At 65.2% G+C, this 23,647-nt stretch carries 24 protein-coding genes; 8 read left to right on the forward strand and 16 right to left on the reverse strand.

The genetic code is table 11. The features are described from left to right. Positions 1-46: 46 nt before the first annotated feature. Positions 47-181 (reverse strand): hypothetical protein, encoded by a 135-nt coding sequence (locus ACIA49_RS32995; protein ID WP_396381809.1) that lies wholly within the window; start codon positions 179-181, stop codon positions 47-49. Between the two features lie 165 nt (positions 182-346). Here ACIA49_RS32995 and ACIA49_RS33000 point away from each other — a divergent pair, with 165 nt between their 5' ends. Next, positions 347-1,099 carry a GAF and ANTAR domain-containing protein gene (locus ACIA49_RS33000; protein WP_396381810.1) on the forward strand — a complete coding sequence of 251 codons (753 nt, stop codon included), beginning with the start codon at positions 347-349 and terminating at the stop codon, positions 1,097-1,099. 580 nt (positions 1,100-1,679) lie between these two features. On the opposite strand, the gene ACIA49_RS33005 is transcribed toward ACIA49_RS33000, so the two are convergent. After that, positions 1,680-3,473 carry a M4 family metallopeptidase gene (locus tag ACIA49_RS33005; RefSeq protein WP_396381811.1) on the reverse strand — a complete coding sequence of 598 codons (1,794 nt, stop codon included), beginning with the start codon at positions 3,471-3,473 and terminating at the stop codon, positions 1,680-1,682. Positions 3,474-3,611: 138 nt separating this feature from the next. Here ACIA49_RS33005 and ACIA49_RS33010 point away from each other — a divergent pair, with 138 nt between their 5' ends. Then, positions 3,612-4,589 carry a LysR family transcriptional regulator gene (locus ACIA49_RS33010; RefSeq protein ID WP_396381812.1) on the forward strand — a complete coding sequence of 326 codons (978 nt, stop codon included), beginning with the start codon at positions 3,612-3,614 and terminating at the stop codon, positions 4,587-4,589. Between the two features lie 485 nt (positions 4,590-5,074). Here ACIA49_RS33010 and ACIA49_RS33015 read toward each other — a convergent pair whose 3' ends face one another. From ACIA49_RS33015 to ACIA49_RS33030, 4 genes are all read right to left on the reverse strand, one after another. Then, positions 5,075-6,028 carry a hypothetical protein gene (locus ACIA49_RS33015; protein WP_396381814.1) on the reverse strand — a complete coding sequence of 318 codons (954 nt, stop codon included), beginning with the start codon at positions 6,026-6,028 and terminating at the stop codon, positions 5,075-5,077. A gap of 68 nt (positions 6,029-6,096) precedes the next feature. Then, entirely contained in the window at positions 6,097-6,588 is a 492-nt protein-coding gene (locus ACIA49_RS33020; RefSeq protein ID WP_396381815.1) for a PPC domain-containing DNA-binding protein, read from the reverse strand. Then, entirely contained in the window at positions 6,569-8,002 is a 1,434-nt protein-coding gene (locus ACIA49_RS33025) for a hypothetical protein (RefSeq protein ID WP_396381816.1), read from the reverse strand. Before ACIA49_RS33025 ends, ACIA49_RS33020 begins: the two co-directional genes overlap by 20 nt. After that, positions 7,995-8,333, reverse strand: coding sequence for a hypothetical protein (locus ACIA49_RS33030; RefSeq protein ID WP_396381817.1), 339 nt, complete (start codon positions 8,331-8,333; stop codon positions 7,995-7,997). The genes ACIA49_RS33025 and ACIA49_RS33030 overlap by 8 nt, the downstream gene beginning before the upstream one ends. A gap of 127 nt (positions 8,334-8,460) precedes the next feature. On the opposite strand from ACIA49_RS33030, the gene ACIA49_RS33035 reads away from it, so the two are divergent. Both ACIA49_RS33035 and ACIA49_RS33040 read left to right on the forward strand, forming a co-directional pair. Further along, entirely contained in the window at positions 8,461-9,204 is a 744-nt protein-coding gene (locus tag ACIA49_RS33035) for a multiprotein-bridging factor 1 family protein (RefSeq protein ID WP_396381818.1), read from the forward strand. Continuing rightward, entirely contained in the window at positions 9,204-9,680 is a 477-nt protein-coding gene (locus ACIA49_RS33040) for an NUDIX hydrolase (protein ID WP_396381820.1), read from the forward strand. The genes ACIA49_RS33035 and ACIA49_RS33040 overlap by 1 nt, the downstream gene beginning before the upstream one ends. Here ACIA49_RS33040 and ACIA49_RS33045 read toward each other — a convergent pair. Continuing rightward, positions 9,637-10,215, reverse strand: coding sequence for an HD domain-containing protein (locus ACIA49_RS33045; RefSeq protein ID WP_396381977.1), 579 nt, complete (start codon positions 10,213-10,215; stop codon positions 9,637-9,639). The two genes, ACIA49_RS33040 and ACIA49_RS33045, sit on opposite strands and share 44 nt — an antisense overlap. A 76-nt stretch (positions 10,216-10,291) precedes the next feature. After that, the gene (locus ACIA49_RS33050; protein WP_396381822.1) at positions 10,292-10,945 is read right to left on the reverse strand and encodes a multiprotein-bridging factor 1 family protein; all 654 of its coding nucleotides are present in this window, start codon (positions 10,943-10,945) and stop codon (positions 10,292-10,294) included. A 291-nt stretch (positions 10,946-11,236) separates the two neighbouring features. On the opposite strand from ACIA49_RS33050, the gene ACIA49_RS33055 reads away from it, so the two are divergent. After that, positions 11,237-11,521 (forward strand): hypothetical protein, encoded by a 285-nt coding sequence (locus ACIA49_RS33055; protein WP_396381823.1) that lies wholly within the window; start codon positions 11,237-11,239, stop codon positions 11,519-11,521. A 444-nt stretch (positions 11,522-11,965) separates the two neighbouring features. Here ACIA49_RS33055 and ACIA49_RS33060 read toward each other — a convergent pair whose 3' ends face one another. The 5 genes from ACIA49_RS33060 to ACIA49_RS33080 form a co-directional block, all read right to left on the reverse strand. Beyond that, positions 11,966-12,166: a helix-turn-helix transcriptional regulator gene (locus ACIA49_RS33060; protein WP_396381824.1), complete on the reverse strand. Its 201-nt coding sequence runs from the start codon at positions 12,164-12,166 to the stop codon at positions 11,966-11,968. Continuing rightward, positions 12,156-12,491, reverse strand: coding sequence for a hypothetical protein (locus tag ACIA49_RS33065; RefSeq protein ID WP_396381826.1), 336 nt, complete (start codon positions 12,489-12,491; stop codon positions 12,156-12,158). The genes ACIA49_RS33060 and ACIA49_RS33065 overlap by 11 nt, the downstream gene beginning before the upstream one ends. Before the next feature lies 1 nt (position 12,492). Then, the gene (locus ACIA49_RS33070) at positions 12,493-12,996 is read right to left on the reverse strand and encodes an ImmA/IrrE family metallo-endopeptidase (RefSeq protein WP_396381828.1); all 504 of its coding nucleotides are present in this window, start codon (positions 12,994-12,996) and stop codon (positions 12,493-12,495) included. Next, positions 12,993-13,901 carry a hypothetical protein gene (locus ACIA49_RS33075; protein WP_396381829.1) on the reverse strand — a complete coding sequence of 303 codons (909 nt, stop codon included), beginning with the start codon at positions 13,899-13,901 and terminating at the stop codon, positions 12,993-12,995. Before ACIA49_RS33075 ends, ACIA49_RS33070 begins: the two co-directional genes overlap by 4 nt. 388 nt (positions 13,902-14,289) lie before the next feature. Beyond that, positions 14,290-14,628, reverse strand: coding sequence for a hypothetical protein (locus ACIA49_RS33080; RefSeq protein ID WP_396381831.1), 339 nt, complete (start codon positions 14,626-14,628; stop codon positions 14,290-14,292). A gap of 223 nt (positions 14,629-14,851) precedes the next feature. Between ACIA49_RS33080 and mobF the strand changes: the two genes are divergently transcribed. Continuing rightward, positions 14,852-18,451: a MobF family relaxase gene (gene mobF / locus ACIA49_RS33085; protein WP_396381833.1), complete on the forward strand. Its 3,600-nt coding sequence runs from the start codon at positions 14,852-14,854 to the stop codon at positions 18,449-18,451. A 329-nt stretch (positions 18,452-18,780) separates the two neighbouring features. Here the strand turns inward: mobF and ACIA49_RS33090 are convergent, their stop codons facing one another. Together ACIA49_RS33090 and ACIA49_RS33095 are read right to left on the reverse strand one after the other, a co-directional pair. Beyond that, entirely contained in the window at positions 18,781-18,945 is a 165-nt protein-coding gene (locus tag ACIA49_RS33090; protein ID WP_396381834.1) for a hypothetical protein, read from the reverse strand. Between the two features lie 23 nt (positions 18,946-18,968). Further along, complete coding sequence (locus ACIA49_RS33095) at positions 18,969-19,805, reverse strand: GNAT family N-acetyltransferase (RefSeq protein WP_396381835.1); 837 nt, start codon at positions 19,803-19,805, stop codon at positions 18,969-18,971. Between the two features lie 55 nt (positions 19,806-19,860). Between ACIA49_RS33095 and ACIA49_RS33100 the strand changes: the two genes are divergently transcribed. Both ACIA49_RS33100 and ACIA49_RS33105 read left to right on the forward strand, forming a co-directional pair. Beyond that, on the forward strand, positions 19,861-20,805 hold the full coding sequence (locus tag ACIA49_RS33100; protein WP_396381837.1) for an RNA polymerase sigma factor: 945 nt from the start codon (positions 19,861-19,863) through the stop codon (positions 20,803-20,805). 517 nt (positions 20,806-21,322) lie between these two features. After that, complete coding sequence (locus tag ACIA49_RS33105) at positions 21,323-21,472, forward strand: hypothetical protein (protein WP_396381839.1); 150 nt, start codon at positions 21,323-21,325, stop codon at positions 21,470-21,472. A 420-nt stretch (positions 21,473-21,892) separates the two neighbouring features. Here ACIA49_RS33105 and ACIA49_RS33110 read toward each other — a convergent pair whose 3' ends face one another. Next, on the reverse strand, positions 21,893-23,647 hold the full coding sequence (locus tag ACIA49_RS33110; RefSeq protein WP_396381841.1) for a type IV secretory system conjugative DNA transfer family protein: 1,755 nt from the start codon (positions 23,645-23,647) through the stop codon (positions 21,893-21,895).

Consider the following 23,647-nt stretch of genomic DNA (forward strand, 5'->3'; position numbering starts at 1 on the left):
AAAGCTGCGAGCCAGGTGAGCCAGTGACACGAACCTCTTGATTTGTTCAGTGAAGGAAGCCGTCCCACTTCATCTCGTACCTCGAACCACCCGACATGGCGTGCTCGCCGGGAACCTGCCCGACCGGTTCGGCGAGCTCGAACGCGACTGGCCCGGCCAGTCCGGGCGAAACGTTGCCCACAGCCCCAGTGTCACCCTCGCGACCCGCCGGGGACATGTCTCATCGACGCCCGGTTTCGTGGCGACATCGGCTCGGTTGCATCACGCCAACACGACACCCGATGATGCCGATCTCACGGTGCGCCCAGCGTGGATCTAGGGCGTCCGCGCGGGGCATGATGTCGCCATGGATCTCTCCCGCGCTGGCCGCCCAGCAGAGGCTGCCACCGGTTCGGGTGCTGCCGTGCACTCGATCGACCCGAACACCTCGGCAGCAGCCGACACCTTCGCGCGGCTCGCGATCGAGCTCCACGACGCGCCAGGAGTCGAGGAAACCGTTCAGGCCGTCGTCGAGTTCGCCCTCCAAGCCGAGAACTGCACCCACGCCGGCGTCATCCTGACCGGCAGCCGTGGACACATCGAGATCGGTGCCGTCACCAGCCCAGTCGTCGACGAGCTCTACCGCCACCAGATCGACAGCCGGACCGGGCCGCTCATCACCGCCCTCGCAGCCCAGACCGTCCTGCTGATCCCGAACATCGCCACCGAGTGTCAGTGGCCGGACTGGCGCGACAAGGCCCTCGAAGTCGGCATCGGCACCGCTCTGCACGTGCCGATGATCATCGGTGACCGCACTACCGGCGTCTTGTCGCTCTACAACCAGACACCCGACAGCTTCGGCATCGACGATGAGGCGATCGCGCACATCCTCGCCCGGCACGCCTCAGTCGCCCTCTCCTCCGCCCGGCAAGAGCAGACGATGGCCCAGGCCGTCGACGCCCGCAAAATCGTCGGCCAGGCCATGGGCATCCTCATGGAACGCTTCGACCTCGACAGCGACCGCGCCTTCGCCATCCTCAAGCGCTACTCCCAAGACACCAACCGCAAGCTGCGCGACGTCGCCCAAGACCTGATCGACACCCGCAAGCTGCCGCGCTGAAGCTGGACTTACACCGCCGCGAGCAACCCGGGCTCGAAGGCGCATAGTGGAAGCGGTCGCGCGCGCTGTTATCCGCAACGCGCGCGACCTGGTGGACTTCTCTACCCATGGGTTCGAACGCCACCTGCTCCCGCCTGTTCCCAGCCAGAAACACCACAGCCGCCAGACCCCGCAGCGGAACCCTCGCCTTCTGCCGGGCAGGTTCGGTCGAGGCTCTTCCAGGGCCGACGCAGACCATCTACTCCAGCCGAAGCATGGCTCCAGCCGGTCGCCCGTCCTAGCTCGAACTGCGAGCCACCCGGCATTCCGTTCCTCCCAGGCAGCTCAGGCACCGCCTGGGCCAGCACCATCCCGACCGGCCCGAGCAAGTCGTCTGCCAGCTTGGCCACTCTGTCAGTGTTGCCCTGGGCCACCGCTCGCGCCGGCCCAGGCTCTGTGGCGATCCGGCTACCGCCTGGTTGCAATCGCTTCGCCCTCGCGTTGCCGCAACGGTCGGTAATAGGCAGGTTATGGCTGAACCACGTAGATGAGGGCGCCCCCGCGATGCGGGAGCGCCCTCGGGTTACCGCTGATCTGTGGCTCAGCGGTTGGCCGCGGTGACGTTGACTGCGGCCCAGGCCTTATTGACCGTTTGGTACTCGACGCTGGCCGCGCCGTAGAGGTCGGATGCGGCCTGGAGGGTGCCGACGCGGGCGTCGTGGAAGTCGGTGGTGGAGACCATGTACCGGGTCATTGCCCGGTAGAAGATGGCCGTGGCCTTGGTGCGGCCGATGCCGGCGACCGCGGAGCCGTCGTACGTCGGGGAGTTGTAGTTGACGCCGCCGATGGTCTTCGCGCCGCTGCCTTCGGCGAGCAGGTAGTAGGCGTGTGAGGAGATGCCGGAGCCGGCGTGCACTTCGGTGTCGTAGGCGGCCTTCGACCAGTAGTCCACGGAGCCTTCGAGCTTGTCGAGCGAGGGGTGGTCGAGGCGGCGCAGGAAGGTCTGCGCCAGGCCGAGCTGCTCGCCGAGCAGGTAGTTCGGAGGGATGTTCGGGTTGTTGGTGGCGAACTCGGTGCTGGAGCCGAAGATGTCCGCGAGGGACTCGTTGAGCGCGCCCGGCTCGCCGAACTGGTTGCCGCGCCAGTCGGTGCGGGTGGGCTCGAGCGCGGCGGTGGCGGCGACGACGCCGTGGCTGAGTTCGTGGCCGGTCACGTCGAGCACGACGAGCGGCTTGTTGAAGGTCGCGCCGTCACCGTCGCCGTACAGCATGCAGTCGCAGTTCGGGTCCCAGTACGCGTTGCCGAGGTTCTGGCTGAAGTGGACGAGCGCATGCGCGCCGGCGCCGTCGTTCTTGATGCCGTTGCGACCGAAGGCGTTCTTGTAGAAGTCGAAGGTCTTTGTGATGCCGTATTGCGCGTCGACAGCAGGCTTGGTGGCGTCGCTGAGGCCCCACTTGTTGGTGGGCGAGGTGTAGCTCCTGCCCTTGGTGAAGTTGTTGGTGTTGGTGTTGCTCGCGGTCCGGGTCTGGGTGTTGCCGCGGGTCGAGTCCTGCAGGAGGTACAAGCTCGCGGCGGTCTGGACGGTGTTGAGCGGGACGACGCCCGCGAATAGCGACGTACCGGATCCGACCGCGGCCGCCGGGTAGGCGGCCGTTGCCTGGGGCACCGACAAACCTGAGACCCCGGCGGCGAAGCCCGACTTCGGCGTGGCCGCGACGCCGAGCTTGCGCAGTTTGTCGTGGACCTGCGGCGTGATGAAGGAGTCGGTCACGGCGGCGTTGCTGATCAGAGCGCCGGTACGGGCGTTGATCAGGATCTCGCGATCCGGGGACTCCTTGCTGCTACTGTTCACGACCCGCACCTGATAGGCGAGCGTCACACCCGACGCGCCGGTCTTCAGGACGAGTTTCGCGTTGGCCGCAGTCCCCTTGACCTCGTCGGCGGCCTTCTTCTTGGCCTGGCTCATGGTGAGCTTCGGGGCGACGCCCCCGGCCTTGAGGTCCTGCTGGTGGAAGGCGCGGGTCACACCGGCCCAACCGGACCGCGCGTCGAGGTGGACGACGAGATCACCTCCGAGCACCGGGAGGCCTTGATGGGTCCGGGTGAAGCGGACGTGCTGCTTACCGTCGGGGTCGACCAGGGCGTCGACGGCGGTGAGCTTGTCGTCCTTGCCCAAGCCGGTGGCCGCGGCGTGCGCGAACGCCGCCTTGGTCGCCGCTGTGACGACGGCCTGCGCCGCCTCTACCGTCTGCTTGGCCGGCGCCGAGTTCCCGGTCGGCTGCGCGACCGGGGAGCTCTGGGCGGCCAGAGCGCTGCCCGCTGTGGTTGCGCTCAGGGCTGCTACGGCAGTCGCCGCGATGGCCATGGCCAAGCGGTGTTTGCGGGATTTGGGCATGTCGGTTCCTCACTAGGCGGGCGGGAGCACGTTTCAGTTCAAAATGGCGGCCGCGTGAACGGCTACGGATCCGCGTGAGAAAAGATTTGCACCATCGCGCGCCGCAGAGACATCCCAAGGAGGTATAGCCTGCCGCCTATGGAGCTGGAACTCCGCCACCTGCGCGTGATCTGCCGGGTGGCTGACACAGGGAGCATCTCCAAGGCAGCAGCGTCTCTGCAGGTCTCGCAGCCCTCGCTGACCGCACAGGTACGCCGGATCGAGGCGGTCATCGGCGGGGAGCTGTTCCAGCGCGACGTTCGCGGCGTGGTCGCCACTCCCCTGGGCCAGCACGTCGTCGGCCGTGCACGAGCGCTGCTGGCCGACCTGGACGATCTGGTCAACACCAGCTCGAAGTACCTCGGCGCGGCGAGCCCACTGCGGCTCGGGTCGATCAGCACTGTAATGTTCGCCAGCTGGCTGTCACGGCTCGAGCAGGAGCTGGCGGGGCGAGAGATCCGGACCCAGGTCGACCCGTGTGGCGGCCTGTTGACCGATCTGCTCGCCGCTGACGTGCTCGATATCGCCATGCTGATGGTTTGCGACGAGGCCTACGCCCCGCCCTGCCCGCCCGGCATCCACGAACAGAAGATGGTCGACCCCGAACCGGCCCTCATCATCCTGGCCGCCGATCACCGTCTGGCCGAGCAGACGCAAGTGAAGTTGTCTGAGCTCGCCGACGAGACCTGGATCGTGCCTCCCGCCGGCAGACGGGACGGCGCGATCGCCGCCCAGCGAGCGGCCTGCGAGGCGGTCGGCTTCACCCCGAACTTCCGGTACGACGAACTCGGCCAGGCCGAGATCGCGCAACTCATCGCCGCCGGCCGCGGAATCGCGACCTGCGCGCCAACCATCGACCTACTACCCGGCACCGCCGTCGTCCCGTTGGTCGACCAGGCGCTGCAGTTCCGCCGAGTCCTGCGATGGCGACCCGAACGAGTCCCTCCCGAGGTCGTGGCCACGATCCACACAGCATTCACCGAGACCTACCGCGAAACCCTCGCCAGCCGCATCCCCAACTACCCCTGGTGGGACCCCACTCCCAGCGCCCACCCAGTCATTCACGAACCGCACTAGACAGACCAGCGCATCAGTCTGCGAAAGCCACCGGCCTCGATGCCAGTGCGATCACCGCTCACGAGACGTAGCGGCATATTTCGCCGATCCTCGCCGGGCTAAAAGGCGAAGACGCCGATCACGCATTGGGACACAAGCGGCTTTCCGATGGGGCACGCCAATGTCCCGGACCCAGCCGTGCTCGGGACCGTAAAGCCTCGACATCGTCCGAGCTTGGCTCGTTCAGTGAAGGAACCCGTCCCACTTCAACTCGAGCTCGGAGCCACCGGCAGACCATGTTGCCCGGGCAGTCGCTCAACCGCCCGGGCAAGCTCCAACCCGACCGGTCCGAGAAGATCGGCCGACAGCTTGGCCACGTTGCCAGTGTTGCCATGAGCAACCTGTTGACGCCAGCCCCTATTCTGTGGCGATCCGGTTACCGACCGATTGCAGTCGCTAGATCAGTCACGATCTTGCCACCGCGCTTCGAATCCTAGCCGGATGCATCAGGGCAACTCTGGCCTTGGAGCCTCATCGACCTCGGTCGCTGGCGGCATCGAACGAGTTGTCCCCCGGGACGGTCGGTAGTCGATGAGCGGGCGTGTACGTAGCAGTGCGTCATGGAGCCGCTGGAGGCCGCCCGGCGCCAGCGCAAGCCTGGCCGGCGTATTCCCGCTAGGAAGCTCGACAGCCTGCACCCTTCGGAAGAATCCGGTGAGATCGCGGTAGCAATCTGCCAGAACTCGCTGCGCTGCCCTCTTGCCTGTGACCAGCACGATCACCGTGTCAGCTGCCGTGTAGGAACCCAGGATCCTTGCCTGGTCGGCCGACAGCAGTGAGTCGCACAACGGGATTCCGACCCACCGGCCTCCGCCCAGCCGGCTGAGCCGCTCGATCACGAAGGCGTCCAGCGGGTCGTTGACCAGTATCGGTTGAGCTTCGCCGTCCAGCAGGTCGAACTGCTCGGCAACGCCGATCAGGCTTGCCGACCGCCCATGAACTGCAGTCGCCGGCGACGCCGCATAGTACGGTGCACGCTCGCCGGTCCGGACACCGACGAATCCAGTGACCTGCAAGCGATCGTTCCTTGCCGGCAGCATCAATTGATCCCTGAACCGATCGACCGTCCGCCCGTCAGCGTCAAGAAGTCCGAGTCCGGAATCGCGGACCGTAGCCAGGCTGAACCCTTGAGATCTCAGGTGGTCCACGAGACGCGAACGGGCATCAGGGGCGAATCCCAATGCCCAGTGCGAGTCCGGTGCGAGCAACTCGGGCACCCCGCCGCGCATCAGGAAGTCCCGAACCCAGGTCTTCTTGTCACACTTCAACTCTCGCCGATAGAACCTGGCAGCGGCAGCGTTCACCTCGATAAGCCGCTCACCCGAGACCGCGTCTCGCGCCGCAATCTCCTTCTCTGCCTGAGATTTCGCCGCCCTCTTCCAAGCCTCCACGTGATCCACGACTCCGACAGTCGTGACCACCCAGACGATTCAGAACCTCGTTCTACCAATCAAGGACTGCCAGGAAGCTAGGGCGCAGGTCGATCTGTCCAAGCGGACCCGAAGGACAGCAGCGGGACGTCGTACAGACCAGGGTCGCGCTGACGCGAGAACGTCGGCCCGCTCACCTCGACGACGTACATCTCGGTGAGGAACTGGATCTTGGCACCGAGCAGATGACTGGTGTGTGCGACTGCCGACTGCGCCTTCAGCCCGACCGACACATGGATGTGCGGAAGCACGCTGCCGGTCTCCTCGTCGTACGCGAGAGTGCCTCCGCCGACGGCCTCCACGTTTTCGAGATGTACTGAGCTCCACACGGGTGCGTCCGGGTTCTCCAGCTTGTCGCAGGTGCCGACGAGCTGGACGTCCCGCATGCCGGCGATGAACATCGGGATGAACCCCTGCCGTACGTCGTGCTCCGCGCAGAACTCGGCCAAGGCGGCGTAGAAGTCGTCGCCGTGATCGAAATGAACTGCGAAGGTCCGGCCCATGGTGAGTTCAGCTGCGCGCAAAGTCATCTCCTTCAAGAACATCCATGTGAGCAACGTAGCCAAGCGCGGTGTTCAGCCCGCGGGTCGACACTAGACGGCTTCGTGGATGGCAGATGTCGTCGACACCGACCGCCGCCAGCTCGCCACATCTCCGCCGAAACCATTCCCACGGCACCCGCAGGTACTCCGCAGCTGCCGCCAGACGTCCGAGCGGAGTCTCCTGTGTCAGCAACGACTCCGCACCGACCTGCTCACTGATCTGACGGTAGGTCGTCAGCCGAGACGCAGACGCGCTGGCCTCGACACACCACAGCCCCGGACTGCCCAGCCAGTTCGCCACGATCGCGCGATCGGCCAAGACGAAGCCCTCGACCTCACCGTGGTCGGGTTCGGCGCTGATCTGCACCCGGATGCCGAAGGCCTCCATGAGCGCCATCGACAGCAGAAGCATCACCCGCTCGAAACTGGGTGATGCCTCGACCTCGCTCTCCGGGATGCAGAACCCTCGCCGTGCGCGCGGGAACTTGCGCCAGACGCCCCGGAGGTACTCGAATTTATGGGCCCATAGCAACCAAGCTGCAGCTTCCTCTCCACGCTGCTCACGGGTCCAGAACAACGGATCGTCGCCCAGTCCGTCGAGGTGCCCCAGTATGTAACGCGAGCAGAACTGCGACCCCAGCCAGTGCGCAGCCACCCGGTTCAGTGACGGCACCTCGTCGACGTCTCCTCGCGAGGCGGCGCGGTTCTGTTGATGCGTCACGTACAGCTGGCTTCGCTCGAGCTGAGCGTCATCTGCAAGCAAGGCTGAGTCGGCGTTTGCGGTCGCCCAGATGATTCCGACCGTCAGATCGTCAACAATATTCGCCATCGGAACCGCTTGCGACACCTGCCCGCTGCGGGCCCGGTCGACGACCCGCCGAGCGTCAGCAACGTACTTCCGCTGCTCCTGATCTGCCACAACGACCAGGGAACGCCGGTCCGGTCGACGAAGTTGCTCCAACAGCTGCTCGTCCGGCGTGATCAGCAGGAGGTTGGAACTGTGCCGCTCGGCTTCCTGGTAGTGCGCCGAGAGCTCAGTCCCGAAGTACGACCGACCCGACGGCACCACCAGGCTCACTGGAGCATCAGAAGTCAGGGGTTTCCCGGCAAGTGCCGTCAGCTCAACGGACGCGGGCGGCCGACGCTTGGGTCGGCTGATGTAGAAGCCGAGCTCCGCAGGCGTTCGCGCCTGGAAGATCTCGCACAGCGCACTACGCACGTCGTCACCCGGCCAGGTGTACCACCCGCGTTCGTAGGCCGAGATCATCTTCGCGTTGATCCCGGCGCCCTTGCCGGTCGCACGGAAGATCGTCGCGTTGACCTTCTCGGCCAGAACCTCCTGCGACACGGAGCCCCGTGCTCGCCGGAGCAGCTCGTTGGGCTTGCGCCCACTGTCAGCCACGGCTGAGCCGCTCCGCGACAGGCAACTGGCGGTGGTCCCGGCGATCGAGTCCGATGTACGCCGAGGCGAGCGGATAGTCGCCCTGCGGATCCACGAGCCGGATCCGCACAGTGGCGAGGAACCCTCGCGGAACGCCACGCCGCCGTCCGACCACCAGCAGCCGGCCACCGCTCAAGCGCCCGGTCTCCTCATGGATCCACCGCTCGGCGATGCTCCGTACGCTCGCCTTCGGCGGCCGACTGAACTGCCCCGACCCGGATGCCACCGTCGACCACGAGCCGTCGCGGCCACGGGTCGCAATCTCGAATGCGTACATCCTTCTGCCTCGCATGGTCCCTCCTGAGGTTCCTGCAAGCAGGATGCCTCGCACCGGAGGGACAGCGTCACGGCATCATCCGACATCTCCGAGACATCTGGAATGGCACCAAAATGTCCTCAAATGTCTTAGGTTAGGTCTCGTGCCTAATGAACGACTGCGAGCGGCGATGGCTGAGCATGGCCTCACCCATCATGCCCTGGCAGAGGACCTCGGCGTCAATGTGAAGTCCGTCGAACGTTGGGTCCTCAACGACTTGCTCCCGTTCCCGCGTAACCGGCACGCGATAGCCAAGCGGCTCGACAAGGAGGAGTCCTACCTCTGGCCGGACGCCCTCACGCGGGACCGTGCCGCCGCCGTCTCCGAGAGCGAGATCGTCAAGGTCTACCCACAGCGCTCCGACGTACCAAGCGACGAGTGGCGCCAGCTGCTCAGTGCCGGAAACAGCGAGATCGGCATTCTCGTGTACGCCGGCCTGTTCCTAGCGGAGGATGCCGGCATCCAGCGCCTGCTCCGGAAGAAGGCCAAGGCGGGTGCCCGCATTCGCATCCTTCTCGGCGATCCGTTGGACCAGACGGTGCTGAACCGTGGTCGCGAGGAGGGCATCGGCGACGCGCTCGCCGCCAAGATCCGGAACGCCGTGACTCTCTACGGCGATCTTGCCACCGTCGACGGCGTCGAGTTCAGGCTTCACCGCACTGTGCTCTACAACTCGATCTTCCGGGCCGACGACCGCCTGTTCGTCAACACCCACATCTACGGCCTGCCGGCAGCTCAGGCACCCGTGTGGTACTTGCGCAAGATTCCTGGCGGCGAACTGGCCACCCACTACCTCGAGAGCTTCGAGCGAGTCTGGAAAGACTCCGCCCCCATGACGGAGGACTAATGCCTGGACGAATCGACTACTACGACGACCCCGACGCGCCAGCGCCCAACAGCATGGTCCCGTCAGTAAACGTCGTCATTGAGAACGACGCCGGCGAGATCCTCATGATCGAGCGATCCGACAACGGAAACTGGGCGCTCCCCGGAGGCGCGATCGACCTCGGCGAATCGATGTCACAAGCCGGCGTACGCGAAACCAAGGAAGAGACCGGCATCGACTGCCAGATCCTCGATGTTCTCGGCATCTACACCGATCCGAAGCACATCATCCTGTACACCAGCAACGGAGAGGCTCGGCAGGAGTTCTCAATCCTCCTGCGGGCCCGCGCGACCGGCGGTGAGCCAACTCCCAGCGACGAGAGCAGCCAGGTCCACTGGGTCGCCCGCGATGCCTTGGCTAACCTTCAGATGCACCGCTCGATGCGCCAGCGCATCACGCATTACCTCTCCCCCGGCTCGACCCCTTACTTCGATTGACGCCCAGCCGTCCCTGAACGTTCAGTGCAGACGTTCTGATGGCAGGCGCCGAACGCAGGATCGACTTGTGCACCACATGCTCGTTCGAGTAGCGCATCAAGATCTCGCTCAGCCGTTCCTCGACCCCGACTCTGCATCCGTCGGGATCTGTCGTCGCATCGCAGTAGGTCAGAGCGTCCAGCAGATCCGGATCAGGCATCGGGAATTCGTCACGAAGTTCTGGGATGCTCCGCTCATCGGCTTCAACGATCGCTCCTGTGTGATGGGCTACCAGGCGACAGACCATCTCATCGGCTACGACGACATCTCGCAGGTACCGCGCACCGTCCAGCGGGTGAAAACCGGTCGATAGCAGCATTGGCGAGTAGCCGATGTCGTGCAGCCAGGCGGCCACCTCGACCACCTGCGCCTGTTCTCCCAGCATCCCGCGGAGCTCGTTGGCCCGGCGGCCGACACCTTGGGTGTGGGCCCAGCGCCGCGGTAGTTGCTCGCACAGCAAACGCTTCGCGAGTGACCTTGCCTCCTCAACAACCATCACCCTTCGACAGTACGACGTCGTACTGGACAAGGGGACCGCAGGGCCGGAAGTCTTCACGTACGCAGATGTCTGCCTAGGCTCGCCCGTCGATCAACCGTGCACCACGAGCGGAAGCCCAAATGGCCTCGAAGCTGGAGAGGTAAGTGTCAAACATGTCGCCTTGCTCAGTACGGCGGTAGTGGTACACCGGCGACTCCGATGCAGCCATGCCGTACGAGTGCTGGTTAACGAGCAGGTCATCGTCGGCGAGGTAGATCGAGTTGTACAGACCCTCCGTATGGAGCCTCACCTCGATCCCAACGTGTTCGATGGAAAGCCGGTCGACAGAGGCTTGGTCCCCCGACACGACGATGATGCGTGTCTGCACCCCAATCCGGGTGCGTTCCATGAGGGCGCCCACCAGCTGGCGATCCTCGAGAAGCGACGGTGCGTCGCTCGCCATGATCCCGATCCGAACCTCTGCGGTCGTGAACAACGACAACCAGTCGGATCGGCTCACCGCCGAAGGGCGCGGATACACCCCTACAAGCCCCGCGGGCCGTTCCAGTGTGGATGCCACGCGCCTGGTCATCGGCCAGAGCACTGACTCCTCAACATTCAAGAGAGCCGCCAGCGCACTGCGGCTGCTCGCGTGAGGTACCTGACCGCGCATCCAGTTGCGCACGGTCTTGGGGTCCACGGCCAGTTCGACCGCCAGATCGAGCTCCGTCAGGCCTGCGTCGTACATAGCGCGCCGAAGCACCGTGTTCACTAGGAACACCGCCCTAACTCCAGGGTAGATGTCGGTAAATGTCTGATCGGACAGTAGCACGAAATGTCCGTAAATGTCTGAGGACATGGTTCTGCTGTCCGGCCAGTCGGCGACAAGGTTGAGCCATGCTCGGCGATGTCGCTGAGTAGTCACCGATTGATGGAGAAGGCTTGTGACGCTTCAGTTCTGCGGCCTGCTGTTGAGCACGCTGATCATCGCCCTGGCGATGGCGGTCGACGTCGCCTACGACCTGACGCGAGGCCGAGAATGATGCGGCGCGGCGAGCTGTACAACTACCGTGATCCGGCAAGCATCAGAGGAACTGGCGTCGTCGCACTGCTGGTTGAGTTCCCGCCCACAGGCGACGGCCATCAGTGGATTGCGATGCAGTGGTTGGGCAAGCACCCTTGCCTGACGTTCTGGCCGAGCATCGGCGATCTGCTCGAGGTTCACGCTCACCTGGGCGCCGCGGAGATTCGCTGGTTCGACCCTGATCCGTTCGATGTCGACGCCGATCCCATGGTCCTTGGCAGCTCATCGCAGCTGTCCTGAGCCGGCGTGGCTGATGTGCCGAGAGGGCGGTCTCCGCGTCGGTCACGCCTTCCACTTCACGACGCGCCTCACCGCGTAGTGAAGCATCACGAGAAAGGCGGGTTCCTGCCGCTGTCTCCCCTGTCAGTGGCAGGAACCCGCCTTCCTCATCACGTCCCTCGGAAATGAGTACATGCCTGCGCTCACACACCGAGGCCACGGGTCGCGACGACTTCGGCGGACGGCAAATCGTCTCGTCACACGCATCCGTCGCCCCTGGGAGCGCGTCTACGGCTACGGGTGGGACGACGCGCTCGACCTAGCAATTGGCGCCGTCTCGGTTCTGCTGGCTTCGTGCGCCGAGCAGTCCGTGGTCCCCAAATCCGATCTACAGCGGATCGCAGACCGGCTCACACGTGAGACGGACCGCCCCAAATGACAGACCCTTCACCTCGTCCCTCAGGTCTACCACTCGGCGCGGACACCGCCGGGGAGACTTGAGTACCACGACATCACTTCGCTGGCGCGATATCGGAGGTGCCGACCAACGCGTCGAGCCGGCGGCCCGTACCCGTGGGATCGCCATCGGTAGAGAGTGCGCTTCGGAACCTTCAGGTACGCCGATACCTGGTCGACGTCCCACAGTGGATCGAAATCAGAGGACATCGTGACGCACCCCGCCCGCGGCTTGTCCGGCCTGTCGGCTCCGCTCAGCCTTGATCATCCTACGAACGTCGCGCTGCGATACCCCGAGGATCTCCGCAGCGGCCTCGGCAGACCCGCAAACTTTCGCCAGTCGGCTTGTCTCCGACTGCACATGTTCCTCGGCCGCGACGATGCGCTCGTCGTGGCGTTCGATCGCCTGATTCTTCGCCTCGATCGCTCGCCCCACGTTACTTTGTGCCGCGACGACGACGGCCGTCGCGGCCTCGATCTTCGCTTGGCGCTCTCGCGCCCGCCGCAGGGCGGCGGCTCTCTCGCTTGCGCCCATGTCACAACCCCGGCCCATCAGGCCCGAGATCGTCGACCGAGGCTGAAGGACGCAGGTGCGCACGCACGTAGCTCTGCACCGAGGTACTCAGGAGTCGTCGTTCCACGACGAGACTGTCGGCGAGAGCTTGGACCAGTTCGACAGGCCTCTGGGACGTCACGGTCTTCGCCCAGCTCGTCATATAGCGAATCATCGAGTCGTCTGGTCTGATCCCGTTGCTCTGCAGCACGTCGTACGCGACAAGCTCCGCCTCGATCTCACGGATGCCTTGATGCTGGAGATCGTCCGGACCTCCGAGGTCAGCATGCAGGTGCAGATGCGCCACCTCGTGCGCCAGTCGTGAGACCGCCTCGATCGGATCAAGCCGATCTGAGATGACGATCTCCTTTGGCTCATAGGAGCAATAGGCCATCGCGGATGGCTCCATTGGCCGCACTAGCACCCTGAACCCTTTGAGTTGAGCCTGGTGTCTAAGCGCGATCCAGATTTCGCGGGCGTCGCTCATAACAACCTCCGATGTTCGGACTCAGCGTTGGGGGGTTCTGGCAGTTCGAGGTACGGCGCGGGGCTGCGGATCGGGCCGGCAGGATCAGGCCGACGCTCCTTCGATGTACCGGCCAATCGACGTGCGACCCGTGAGGCACGTTCGAGATGGTCAGCGCTCCAGGCCAGGTATTCGGTGAGGTCGGCAAAGAAGGCTGGCTGCGTCGTCCGCAGCCAGCGAGTCTGGAGCGGCCTCGAATGCGCTGGCCGCCGCATATATCGCAGGTCCAGCCTGCTCAGGTCCTGTCGCGGTACCAGAAAGCGTCCCTGGCTTACCAGCGCTGCGAATGCTCGCTGTTGTCGTCGTGCCATCTGCTCCGCGGACCACAGCAGTTCGTCGACGACCTCAAGCAACCGGGCAGCGGTCGCGCTGTCCGGTATCAGCTCGTCCGCGCCGAGGAGGCGGCCACCGGGCCGCACCACCTCGTCCAAGGCGGTCCTCAGAACGGCGAACATCGCCTCGCTCTGACTTCCAGTCGGCCCGTACAGATCGGACAGTCGCCTCCGCCAGGACTCTGCGACCCGCAATGTTCCGGCTTCTGCCGCGTGCACAGCTCGCTTGAGCGCGCCGAGATCCAGACGTTGGCGTGACTCCAACTCGGCGTGGGATGACGCGAGCAACTGGTCCGTCAGGTGCCAGATGTATCCGCAGACGGACCGGATCTGTGCGGTGGATGATCGTAGGTCACGGGTCAGAAGCGACCCCACAGCCACGGTGACATCGGCACGCTCCCAACGACACGCGTACCGCGCCAGCATCGACAGTTCGTCATCGCCCGTGAGTGGTCCGCCGCTCGAAAGCTCGCCGAGCTCACCCAGTCCGCTCCGCAGTACGCCGGTGTCAGCCAGCGCCTCTAGCTCGGTCATCAACCTCATCAGCCGGCGCCGCTCAGCTGTCTTGCTGCGAGTGTTGCCCATGACGCACTCAGCGCCGCTCAGAGCGATCGATGCGACCTCTGCTCTCGCAACCAGAAGGCACCAAGGGCTGTCGAGTGCACGAGCTGTCACCGCGTCTTGGCTCGCGAGCAGATCGCTGCCGGCTCCAATCGCCTGAGCTAGCCGCCCAAGTGGCCGATCAGACTGCACCGCGGGTACGTCGTACAGGTCCGCCGCCCGAAGTCGATGTCTCAGCCAGCGCAGGTGGTTCGCCAAAGCCGCAACGACAGCCTTCCAATCGTCGACGGCCTGCGACCGATGTTCGTACCTCGACCCAGCGGCTTCGACGGCTGCGCGTCGCGCGACGCGCAGCATGTCCTCATACGTCGCGCGCATCCTGCACCATCCGGATGTCTGCTGCCGCCGTACGAAGCGCATCACCTAGCGCCAGTCGCCAGCTGAGATCCTCGACCGGTACCTCGAGCGCCTCAGCGATTCGTACTGCATCCTCAAGTAGCGCGGTTGGGTCACCCTCGAGGCTCCCCTCGTAAGGCCCGTAAGGAGCGATCTCTAGCAAGTCGCACAACTTGTACCGGCTAAAGGCGGTCATCGCCCATCTGCCGTCGACGGTCTGCGATTCGATCACTTCGACGATCGCCTCCGCCTGCTTCACAAGTTCGGCGATTCGCTTCCGATTCGGATCGTTAGGTGTGCTCATCTGAAGCCCTCCGTTGAGCTCTGGCTAGTGTTTCGTGAGTCCAACGGATGCCGACGACAACTTTTTCGGCGTCAACGGCAGGGCCAGCACCGTCACACTTCTTGCATCCAAGGAGCGGCCGCGGCATCGCGCACCGGGATTCGCTGTTCGACGTCCCAGCCGTTGAGCCCGATATGCAGCGCACAACACCGCCGCCCAGCGACACCTCGAACGGCCACTCGAAGTGCTGAGCATCCACAGGTTGACCGCCGGCGACGGCTACAAATACCTGCTTCGCCACATCGCCACGGCAGACGTAGACCGACGCATGGCGACCCCGCTCACTGCGTACTACGCCGCGTCCGGATACCCGCCCGGGCGATGGCTGGGATCCGGTCTGGCAGGGCTCGGAGGAGGCCAGTTGCGGCCCGGAGACGAGGTCACCGAGCTGCACATGGAGGCACTGTTTGGTCGTGCCGAGGACCCGCTTACCGGACGAACGCTCGGCGAGCCGTACCGGGTCTACAAGCCCCCGTCCAAACGCATCGAAGAGCAGATCCGCGCTCTCGGTATCGACCTCAGCGATGCCGATCGAGCAGCCGCCATCGCAGAAATCCGACGGGCCGAGATGCGCCAAAAATCACGTCAGGCAGTCGCTGGATTCGACCTCACGTTCTCCCCAGTGAAGTCGGTCTCCGCGCTGTGGGCGACGGCCGATGTCGGCGTCCAAGAGCAGATAGCTGCTGCTCATCACGAGGCGGTCCACGACGTCTTCGACCTCATCGAGAAGCACGCCGCCTTCACCCGCAGCGGCCACGACGGCCTAGCGCAACTCGACGCCCGCGGACTCCTCGCCGCGGCCTTCGACCACTGGGACACCCGCGCCGGCGACCCCCAACTCCACACCCACGTAGTCGTCGCAAACCGCGTGCAGGGCCCGGACCTCAAATGGCGAACCCTCGACGGTCGTGTCCTCTACCGTGCCGCCGTCGCGATGTCCGAGATCCACAACGTCTTCCTCGCCGACAATCTCAGCCGCAGGCTCGGCATCAACTGGGAGCTCCGCGAACGCGGCTCACAACGCAACCCCGCGTTCGAGATCGAGACGGTCCCCGACGACCTGATCCAGGAGTTCTCCGCTCGTACAGAGCAGATCGAGGCCAACCTGGCCGCTCTACTCGACGGCCGAGACGTATCACCCGGGCGCCGCGAAATGTACGTCTTGCGGCAGCAGGCAACGCTCATGAACCGCCCTCCGAAGCACACCGCCCGACCGCTGGCCGCCATGCTCGCCAGCTGGCGGCGACGCGCAGCACGGGCGGTGGGCGCAGACGTCATCGCGACCATCCAGCGGTCTCTCACCGAGCAGAGCCAGCGACCTCTCACGGCCGCCGAACTGAGCCCAGAGACCATCGACGCGTACGGCGCAGCCACCGTCCTCACACTGCAGAACAAGCGCGCGACCTGGACCAGGTGGAACCTTCTCGCCGAAGCCGCTCGCCAAACCCGGCTGCTACGCATGACGTCCTCGGCCGATCGCTTCGCCGTACTCCAATCGATCGTGGAACGCGCCGAGCACTACTCGATCAACCTCACCGCGCCCGAGCTCGTCACCGTCCCCGAACGACGCGCCGACGGCGAAAGTGTCTTTACCATCCACAACGGCCAGATCTACACCTCCCCCGTCGTACTGGGTGCTGAGTCCGTCCTCCTCGACCTGGCCCGCGACTCCTCAGGGCCGAAGGCCCGACTCAGCTCATCCCGCACCGCCGACCTGAGCGACGACAAGCTTCAAGCCCTCACCCGAATCACCGCCAGCGGCCAGAAGGTCGAGGCACTGATCGGGCCAGCCGGCACAGGCAAAACCAGCCTCCTGTCGGCACTCACCGCCACCTGGGAACACGCCCATGGCGAAGGCTCAGTCATCGCCCTCGCTCCCTCGTCAGCCGCCTCCAACATCCTGTCCGACGCCATCGGAGCACCAGCCGAGAACATTGCCAAATGGACCTACGAGGCCCTCGGCCTAGGCGCCGAACAACGCCGCCAACTCACCCAGCAGACCGAGCACGCCGCCCACCTCGCACACCGCGTAGGACGTCGGCGCCGCCACCAAAAACTGACCATCCAACTCGCGGCCCTACGCGCCGAGTCCGACCGCTGGACCTTCCACCAGAATCAACTCGTCATCGTCGACGAAGCCTCCATGGCCGGCACCATGGAACTCGCCGCCCTCGCCCGAGCAGCAGACACCGCCGGAGCCAAACTCCTCCTCGTCGGCGACACCGCCCAACTCGGCGCAGCCGACACCGGCGGCGCCTTCCGACTCATCGCTCAAGACACCAACGCCGCCGAGCTCAGCGACGTCTGGCGCTTCGCATCCCCGTGGGAACGCGACGCCAGCCTCTCCCTCCGCAGAGGTGCCCTCTCGGTCATCGACACCTACGAAGACCACAACCGACTCATCGCAGGCTCCTCCGACGATATGGAGGACGCCGCCTACAAGGCCTGGTTAGCAGACATATCCGCCGGCAAAACCAGTCTCCTCATCGCCGCTGACAACGCCACTGTCGCCCGCCTCAACTCACGTGCCCGCCTCGACCGCATCACCACCGGCGAAGTCGAACCCGGCGGCGTCGAACTCCACGACGGCACCCACGTAGGCCTCGGCGACCACATCGTCACCCGCCTCAACAACCGCCGCCTGCGCTACTCCCCCACCGGCTTCGTCCAAAACGGCAACCACTGGACGGTCATCCACCGCTGGCCCGACGGCTCCCTCACCGTCCAAAACCAAGCCGACGATACCGTCACCCTCCCCACCACCTACGTCCAAGAATCCGTCGAACTCGCCTACGCCACCACGGCCCACCGAGCCCAAGGTGCCACCGTCGACACCGCCCACCTCGTCGTCACCGACCAACTCACCCGAGCCCTCCTGTACGTCGGCATGACCCGCGGCCGCGAAGCCAACCACGCCTACGTAGCCACCCACCAACCCGCGCCCGACCTCCACGAACCCCACTTCGAACAAACCATGCAAGACCTCCTCGAAGCCGTCCTCGACAACCCCGGCGTCGAGCTCTCCGCCCACGAAATCATGCGTCAGCAACTCGACGACGCCACCCGCCTGGACCGCCTGATCCCGATCCACGAACACCTCTCCCAGATGGACGCCCGCTCCCGCTTCGCACCAGCCGTCGCCACCAGCGGCCTCGACACCTCTGACCAAGCTGCCCTACAGGCATCACCTGCGTACGGCGCGCTTCTAGCCGCCCTCCGCCGCGCCGAGAACACGGGCCTCGACATCCCCACACTGCTGCGAAGGTCCGTCGGCCTCGCGCCGCTCACCGAGGCCCACGACATCGCCGCCGTGCTCCACACCCGAATCGAGCGACTCACCCGCAGATCCACGGGACATACCCGTCAGGAGCCCGCGCTGATCGCCGGACTCGTCACACCGGCCACACAGCTCGCGGACCCCACTCTCGCCGTCGCGTTCCGCGAGCTCGAATCCCAGATCGCGGCCCGAGCCGACTGGCTCACCCATCAAGCTGTCATCGGCAGGCCGGCCTGGTTCACGGCGTTGCAGGATCGCTGCGGCTCCAGGTCCGAGTTCGATCGAATCGTCCGCGACGTCAGCGCCTACCGGGAGCGGTACGGCATCACAAGCCTCCAAGCCCTCGGTCCCGCTCCAGCTTCACATCACCGAATCCAACTGGCACACCACACCCGCCTGGCCGATCGGCTCCGATCGTCAACGTTAGGTGGCAGCCGACTCGACCCACCGCCCTCTGCCCACGATGGCCACCACGCTGGTCCTGCGCCTTCAGGTCCTCCAACCTGACACGCACGCCCGTCCGCGGCCGAAGCAGCCAACCCGACGCCGGGCGCTGCCTTGTTTGTCCGACGCATCAGCGCCAGGAACTCGGCCAGCACCTCGTCGTCCACCTGACCGCCGAATCGCACCGCCCGCTTCCTCAGGACGGCTTCCCCAAGCGCAACGATCGGGGCCACACCATCACCGGCATACTCGTCCACGAGCTCTTCGATCTGCCTGTTGATGTCCGATCCACTCACGTTGTGGTTGCCAACTCCCGAGGCCGGCTGGGGGATCGCGCCGGCTAGAGGTACCACTGCGCCTCCCGCGAGCAAGGTACGGCGGGTGATTCCCATCTACTTCATCCCTTGGTTGATTTCGATCGGCCCCAAGAACAGGAAGTAGTTGGGCAGCAGCGCCGTATCGGCATCACGAAGGATGCGCCTATGCCCCAGCCCTTCACTCAGTTCGAGGATGGCCCCCGGCCAGATCTTCGCTAGCCGTTGCGTTTCAAAGCCCACCCACCCCCTGCAACTGACTGCGTTCACCACCTCGTTCGTGGGCGCCAGATCCAACTGGAGCGGACGTAGAGGGGCTGGAGGCCGGCGCGGATCAGGTTGTTGAGGGACGGGTTGGACTCGCCGGGGGCGGGCTGACTCGCCTCGGCGACTACCCAGCGACAGCCGGCATCCTGGGCGGCGGCGATCCGGGCGGCGATGATGGCTGACTGTGCGCCGCGGTTGCGGTGGGTGGGAGCGGTCGCGCCGGCGTTGACGACGCCCGCCGATTTATGGAGGTAGAGGCTGCCGCCGGCCACGATCTGGTCGCCATCCCATGCAGCAAAGGTGCGGCAGTTTGGGTTGGTGACGCTGGCGGCCAGCATCGAGTCCAGGCCGCCGGAGGGCATGCCGAAAGCGCTAATGATGAGGCGGCCCCACTCGTCGGCGTCCTGCGGGGTGACCGGGCCGATGCGGAGGTCGGTCTTGCCTTCTTCGGGCTGTACGGAGTGGATCGGCGCGATCAACTTGACGATCTTGCCGCCCTCGGTCAGGCCGTGCCTGACTGAGATCTCTGCCCAGTCTTCGGGGAGCAGGTCAGGCGCCAACTGAAGCACGGCTACCGGAGCTTGTTCCGTGCGGTAGATGTCGAGGATGCGGCCGATCAGCGTGTCCGTGATGCTGGTGAAGCCAAGGGCCTTGTTCCAGTAGCCGGTCACGTCGTTGCGCATCACCATGACCACGCCGTCTTCGAGTCGCTGGGTACTGATCCCGAGCTCAGCGGCTGCCTCGGCCGGGGCACCGCTCTCGTACTGGAACATGAACTCGGCCTCGCTCTGCTCAGCAAGGGTTACCAACTGCGCACGCTCAAAAACTGATGTCATACCCACAGGATGCAGCGGTATCGCGTGGAGTTCGATCGGCGGGTAAATTGGGGTCGTGGCAAGCCACCTACCGGTCGATCAGACCACTGACGCGGATCTGGTGCGGGCGGCGCAACAGGGTGAAGTCGAGGCCCTCGGTCTGCTGCTGACTCGGCATCGGGCACCCATGCGTGCGGTCGCGTTGGCTTTCCATGGGCACCGGCCGGCGGCCGAGGACGCGGTCCAGGAGGCCTGTCTGACGGCGCTGCGCCAGATCGGCACGGTTCGGGACCCGGAGGCGATCGGAGCGTGGCTGCGGATGCTGGTCCGGAATATTTGCCGGATGCAACTACGCGGCCGGTCCGCGATCTTGGTCGACGACCCCGGAGCCTTCGTTCAGCCATCGACGGAGGCCGACCCAGCTCGGGTGATCGATGCGCACGCAAGCCGGGACTGGATCTGGACGGCGATCGGTCGGCTGAGTCCGGCACTGCAGCTACCCGTGATGCTGCGCTACTTCACGGAGGCGACGAGGTACGACGTTATCGCGATGCTTTGCGGCGTGCCGGTCGGGACCATCCGAAGCCGCCTCAACCAGGCACGCACCAAGCTCTCCGAAGCCCTCCTGGCCACCGCCACCCAGCGTCACGACGACATCGCCGCCCTGACCGCCCGGCACCGCCAAGAAGCACTCGATCTCCTTGAGGCACCGTATTCCGGTGAGATGGGCTCGGTCCTGGGTGCGTTCTGGCTACCGACCGTCGAGACCTTCTGGTCCACCGGTCGGCACACCGTCGGGTACCACGACATGATCGCCGCCATGGACCGTGACCTCGCCGCGGGTGTCCGCCACGACCTCACCTCGGTCGTTGCCAGCCGTAACCATGTGGTCTGGGAAGCAGACCTGATTAACCCACCCGACGACCCCGATCACTGCCCACCCTCGGTCGTCTGGGTCCTCCGCCTCGAATCCGGCCGCGTCTCCACCCTCCGCCTTCATCACCAGCCCCGCACCCCCTGAGCCCGTAGTCAGGTCAACAGAAGAGTGTTTCTTGGTCAGGGGAACAGCTTCGGGTCGTTCGCTTAGGCCACGGCGGCGTTAGGCATGTGTGACCCGCGGTTGTGCGGCGGTGCCCAGTGACACGCTGTTTTGAGCGGGTACCGTTCGGCCAGAACCAGAATCAACTCGTCATCGTCCCCGAGGCTTCCATGGCCGGCACCATGGAGCTCGCCGCCCTCGCCCGAGCCGATCCACTGCTGGACAGCCAGCGATATCCAGCATCCGAAGAATGTTCGAGTGCATGCCTGGCGCCTTGCAGCACCCGGGCTCACTCGATTCAACACGTCCGACCTGGCTGAGGGCGAGCTTCTGTAGCAAGACGGTGTACACGCAGTAGATACGGGTCGGCCCCGCAACAAGTTCCGTTGCTATCCGCTGTCTACTGCGCGTTGATCGCATCCCTGTTCTTTGGAGACATGAGTCTCGCAGCGAGACGACATGCCTATCCGCTGATAACAATAAAGGTGAGTGAGCCAACTTGAAGAAGAACGTGTTCGAATTCATTCTCGTCGTAATGGCCGCCGCCCTGACCAGCCTGACGCTCGTCACGCAGCCGGCCTCCGCGGCGCCGGCCGGCAACCCCAGGGACAAGTGCTCCCCGTCTCTGTATCAGATGTGCGTCTTGTAAATGGGGACTACGAGGGCTCTGGCTTCTTGTTCCCGCTGTTTCGGCCGCTTCAGATCTCCCTTGATTGTCTATGAGTCGTCCGCGTGCAGCCCAGCAAACTGGTCCAGTCTCTCAGGCGCCGTAGTGCCAGGGTGAGGTCGCGGTGGAAAGCCAAAGGTTCGGACGGGCCGGCATCTTCGTCGTAGCTGGATTCCCAGAAAGTTCGAAGCGCCGACAACTCCTCGATCACTGCGCCGTGGTGCCGCCAACATGGAGGCACCACCTTGTGATCCAGACCGTATCTGCCCGAGAACCATCCGACCCACAAGTCGAGTCGTTCGAGCTCCTCACTTTCCCTCGTCGGGTCCAAGTCGCGCCAACAGACGACAACGGGATCCGCGAAGGGTAGGCCGAGGGGATGGGCGAACTCCTCGCTGCGGTTCATGGCCGGTCGGTTGCCCGAGTGATGCTGAGGCGAATCGCATCGGCGTCGGGCCGATCGGTCCACGGCACCATGTTCACGAGGATCGGTGGAGCAGTGCGGGCCAGGAGGATGCCCGTGCCGAAGGGCAGAGTGCGGATGACATCCGGCGGAAGAATGGGAATTCGGCGCGTGCTGGTCGACATCGTACGGCCTCCGTTGGGGTCGCGGCTCCAGTTGCGGACTTCTTCGTCGTGTTCGCCACAGACTGCCGCGAGGTCTTGGAGGTCGCGGGGCTGAGCCGAGCCGCCGAGGACGAGGCGCAGGGTGGCGGCATCCCACATCGCCGCGGCGGCCTGTTCGCCCCAACGTTCCCTGGCCTGCGCCAGTGACTGGATGACGACATGAGTGGAGATGCCGGAGCCTCCTCCGTCTGCCATCAGCCCGGGTAGGGACGGTACGGCGCAGAGGTTGGCGATCTCGTCGAGCACCAGTGCCAATGGCGGTTCGAGCCTCCCCCCTGGGTTGTGGGCAGCGATCTGGCGGGCCGATTCGGTGATGTCTTCGAGGAGGGCTGCGATGAATGCGGACGTCGCAGAAGCTCCAGCCCCGGTGCCCAGGAGGTAGATGGTGCCGCGATCACGGATGAACTCGGCGGGGTTGAGGCCCTCGCCGGGTGGTGGGTCGAAGGCGCGCCGCACAGCGGGGTCGGCGAGGGCCGAGAGGGCAGAGCGGACGCCGGCCCAGATGGCGTCGCGCGTGCGTCCGTCCATCCGGACGATGCCGTCCAGGGTGTCGCCCCAACCCTCGGCCGCGTCTGCGGAGCGATTGAGGATGCCGACGGCTTCAATCGCCGAGGCGGGTTCGAGGCTCCAGCGATAGAGCTGGCCGATGCCCGTGCCGTCGAGGGCCGCGGCGTGGAGAAGACCACGCAGGGCCATCTCGGTTTGACCGTGCCAGAAGGCCGCATCGCTGACGTTGCCTTTGGCAAAGCCGGCCCCGGCGGCGAGACCGCCGGCTCGGACCATGGCGGTCGTGGGATTCTCGCAACCGCGCACAGGTGACCAACGGATACCCTCGGATCGACCGAGTCCTTGGGGATCGAAGACGGCGACCGGTCCGATGGCTCGGCGCAGCTCGAGGGTTGCGGCGAGGTTGTCGGGCCGCGTTGACGTGGTGACGACGGCTCCGGGTGCATCGATGATTGCACCGATGATCTGGTGAAGACCTTTGCCGGAGCGTGGAGGCCCGACGTCGATCCTCGAGTCTTCGACCGAGGACCAACATTCGCGGCCGCGGGAGTGACCGAGCAAGGTGCCGACCTCGTACGGCGAGTTGGTGCGCGCCTGTGGGCGGGCAGTGCGGCCGCGGCGAACGAGTTGCCGACGGCCAACGGCGATCTCGACTTCACCGCGCGTGGCAAGGCCTGGGCGTGCGGCAACCAAGCGGGTGCGGCTGGCGATTGTCGCTTTGCGGCTTTGCCACACGTGCATGGTGATATAGGCAAGGCCGAGTGGGATGGCGAGGAGCACGGCGAAGACCGCCCAGTACGCTGTCGGCGCCAGGTCGGACGGATCTTTCCCGAAGGCGGCAGCTGGGTTGCTTGGATGGAGCGGGGCGCGGAGAGCGTCGGTCCACGGCGAGGCGACCCACTCCCCTGTGGTAAGCAGGCTCGTGATGCCACCGGCCAGATAAAGGACGCCGGCGAAGGCGAAGAGTACTCCTCCGGCGATGAAGATGGTGTCGGTGAGGTCATGTCCGGATCGCTGGTTCAT

This window comes from Kribbella sp. NPDC051587, from assembly GCF_044453945.1.
Lineage (GTDB): Bacteria > Actinomycetota > Actinomycetes > Propionibacteriales > Kribbellaceae > Kribbella.

Bases quoted from the DNA above. Each gene is read 5' to 3' on its own strand.
- ACIA49_RS33000 (WP_396381810.1), top strand. From the start codon at position 347: ATGGATCTCTCCCGCGCTGGCCGCCCAGCAGAGGCTGCCACCGGTTCG.
- ACIA49_RS33005 (WP_396381811.1), bottom strand. From the start codon at position 3,473: ATGCCCAAATCCCGCAAACACCGCTTGGCCATGGCCATCGCGGCGACT.
- ACIA49_RS33010 (WP_396381812.1), top strand. From the start codon at position 3,612: ATGGAGCTGGAACTCCGCCACCTGCGCGTGATCTGCCGGGTGGCTGAC.
- ACIA49_RS33020 (WP_396381815.1), bottom strand. From the start codon at position 6,588: ATGACTTTGCGCGCAGCTGAACTCACCATGGGCCGGACCTTCGCAGTT.
- ACIA49_RS33030 (WP_396381817.1), bottom strand. From the start codon at position 8,333: ATGCGAGGCAGAAGGATGTACGCATTCGAGATTGCGACCCGTGGCCGC.
- ACIA49_RS33040 (WP_396381820.1), top strand. From the start codon at position 9,204: ATGCCTGGACGAATCGACTACTACGACGACCCCGACGCGCCAGCGCCC.
- ACIA49_RS33045 (WP_396381977.1), bottom strand. From the start codon at position 10,215: ATGGTTGTTGAGGAGGCAAGGTCACTCGCGAAGCGTTTGCTGTGCGAG.
- ACIA49_RS33050 (WP_396381822.1), bottom strand. From the start codon at position 10,945: ATGTACGACGCAGGCCTGACGGAGCTCGATCTGGCGGTCGAACTGGCC.
- ACIA49_RS33055 (WP_396381823.1), top strand. From the start codon at position 11,237: ATGATGCGGCGCGGCGAGCTGTACAACTACCGTGATCCGGCAAGCATC.
- ACIA49_RS33060 (WP_396381824.1), bottom strand. From the start codon at position 12,166: ATGTCCTCTGATTTCGATCCACTGTGGGACGTCGACCAGGTATCGGCG.
- ACIA49_RS33065 (WP_396381826.1), bottom strand. From the start codon at position 12,491: ATGGGCGCAAGCGAGAGAGCCGCCGCCCTGCGGCGGGCGCGAGAGCGC.
- ACIA49_RS33070 (WP_396381828.1), bottom strand. From the start codon at position 12,996: ATGAGCGACGCCCGCGAAATCTGGATCGCGCTTAGACACCAGGCTCAA.
- ACIA49_RS33075 (WP_396381829.1), bottom strand. From the start codon at position 13,901: ATGACCGAGCTAGAGGCGCTGGCTGACACCGGCGTACTGCGGAGCGGA.
- ACIA49_RS33080 (WP_396381831.1), bottom strand. From the start codon at position 14,628: ATGAGCACACCTAACGATCCGAATCGGAAGCGAATCGCCGAACTTGTG.
- ACIA49_RS33095 (WP_396381835.1), bottom strand. From the start codon at position 19,805: ATGACATCAGTTTTTGAGCGTGCGCAGTTGGTAACCCTTGCTGAGCAG.
- ACIA49_RS33110 (WP_396381841.1), bottom strand. From the start codon at position 23,647: ATGAACCAGCGATCCGGACATGACCTCACCGACACCATCTTCATCGCC.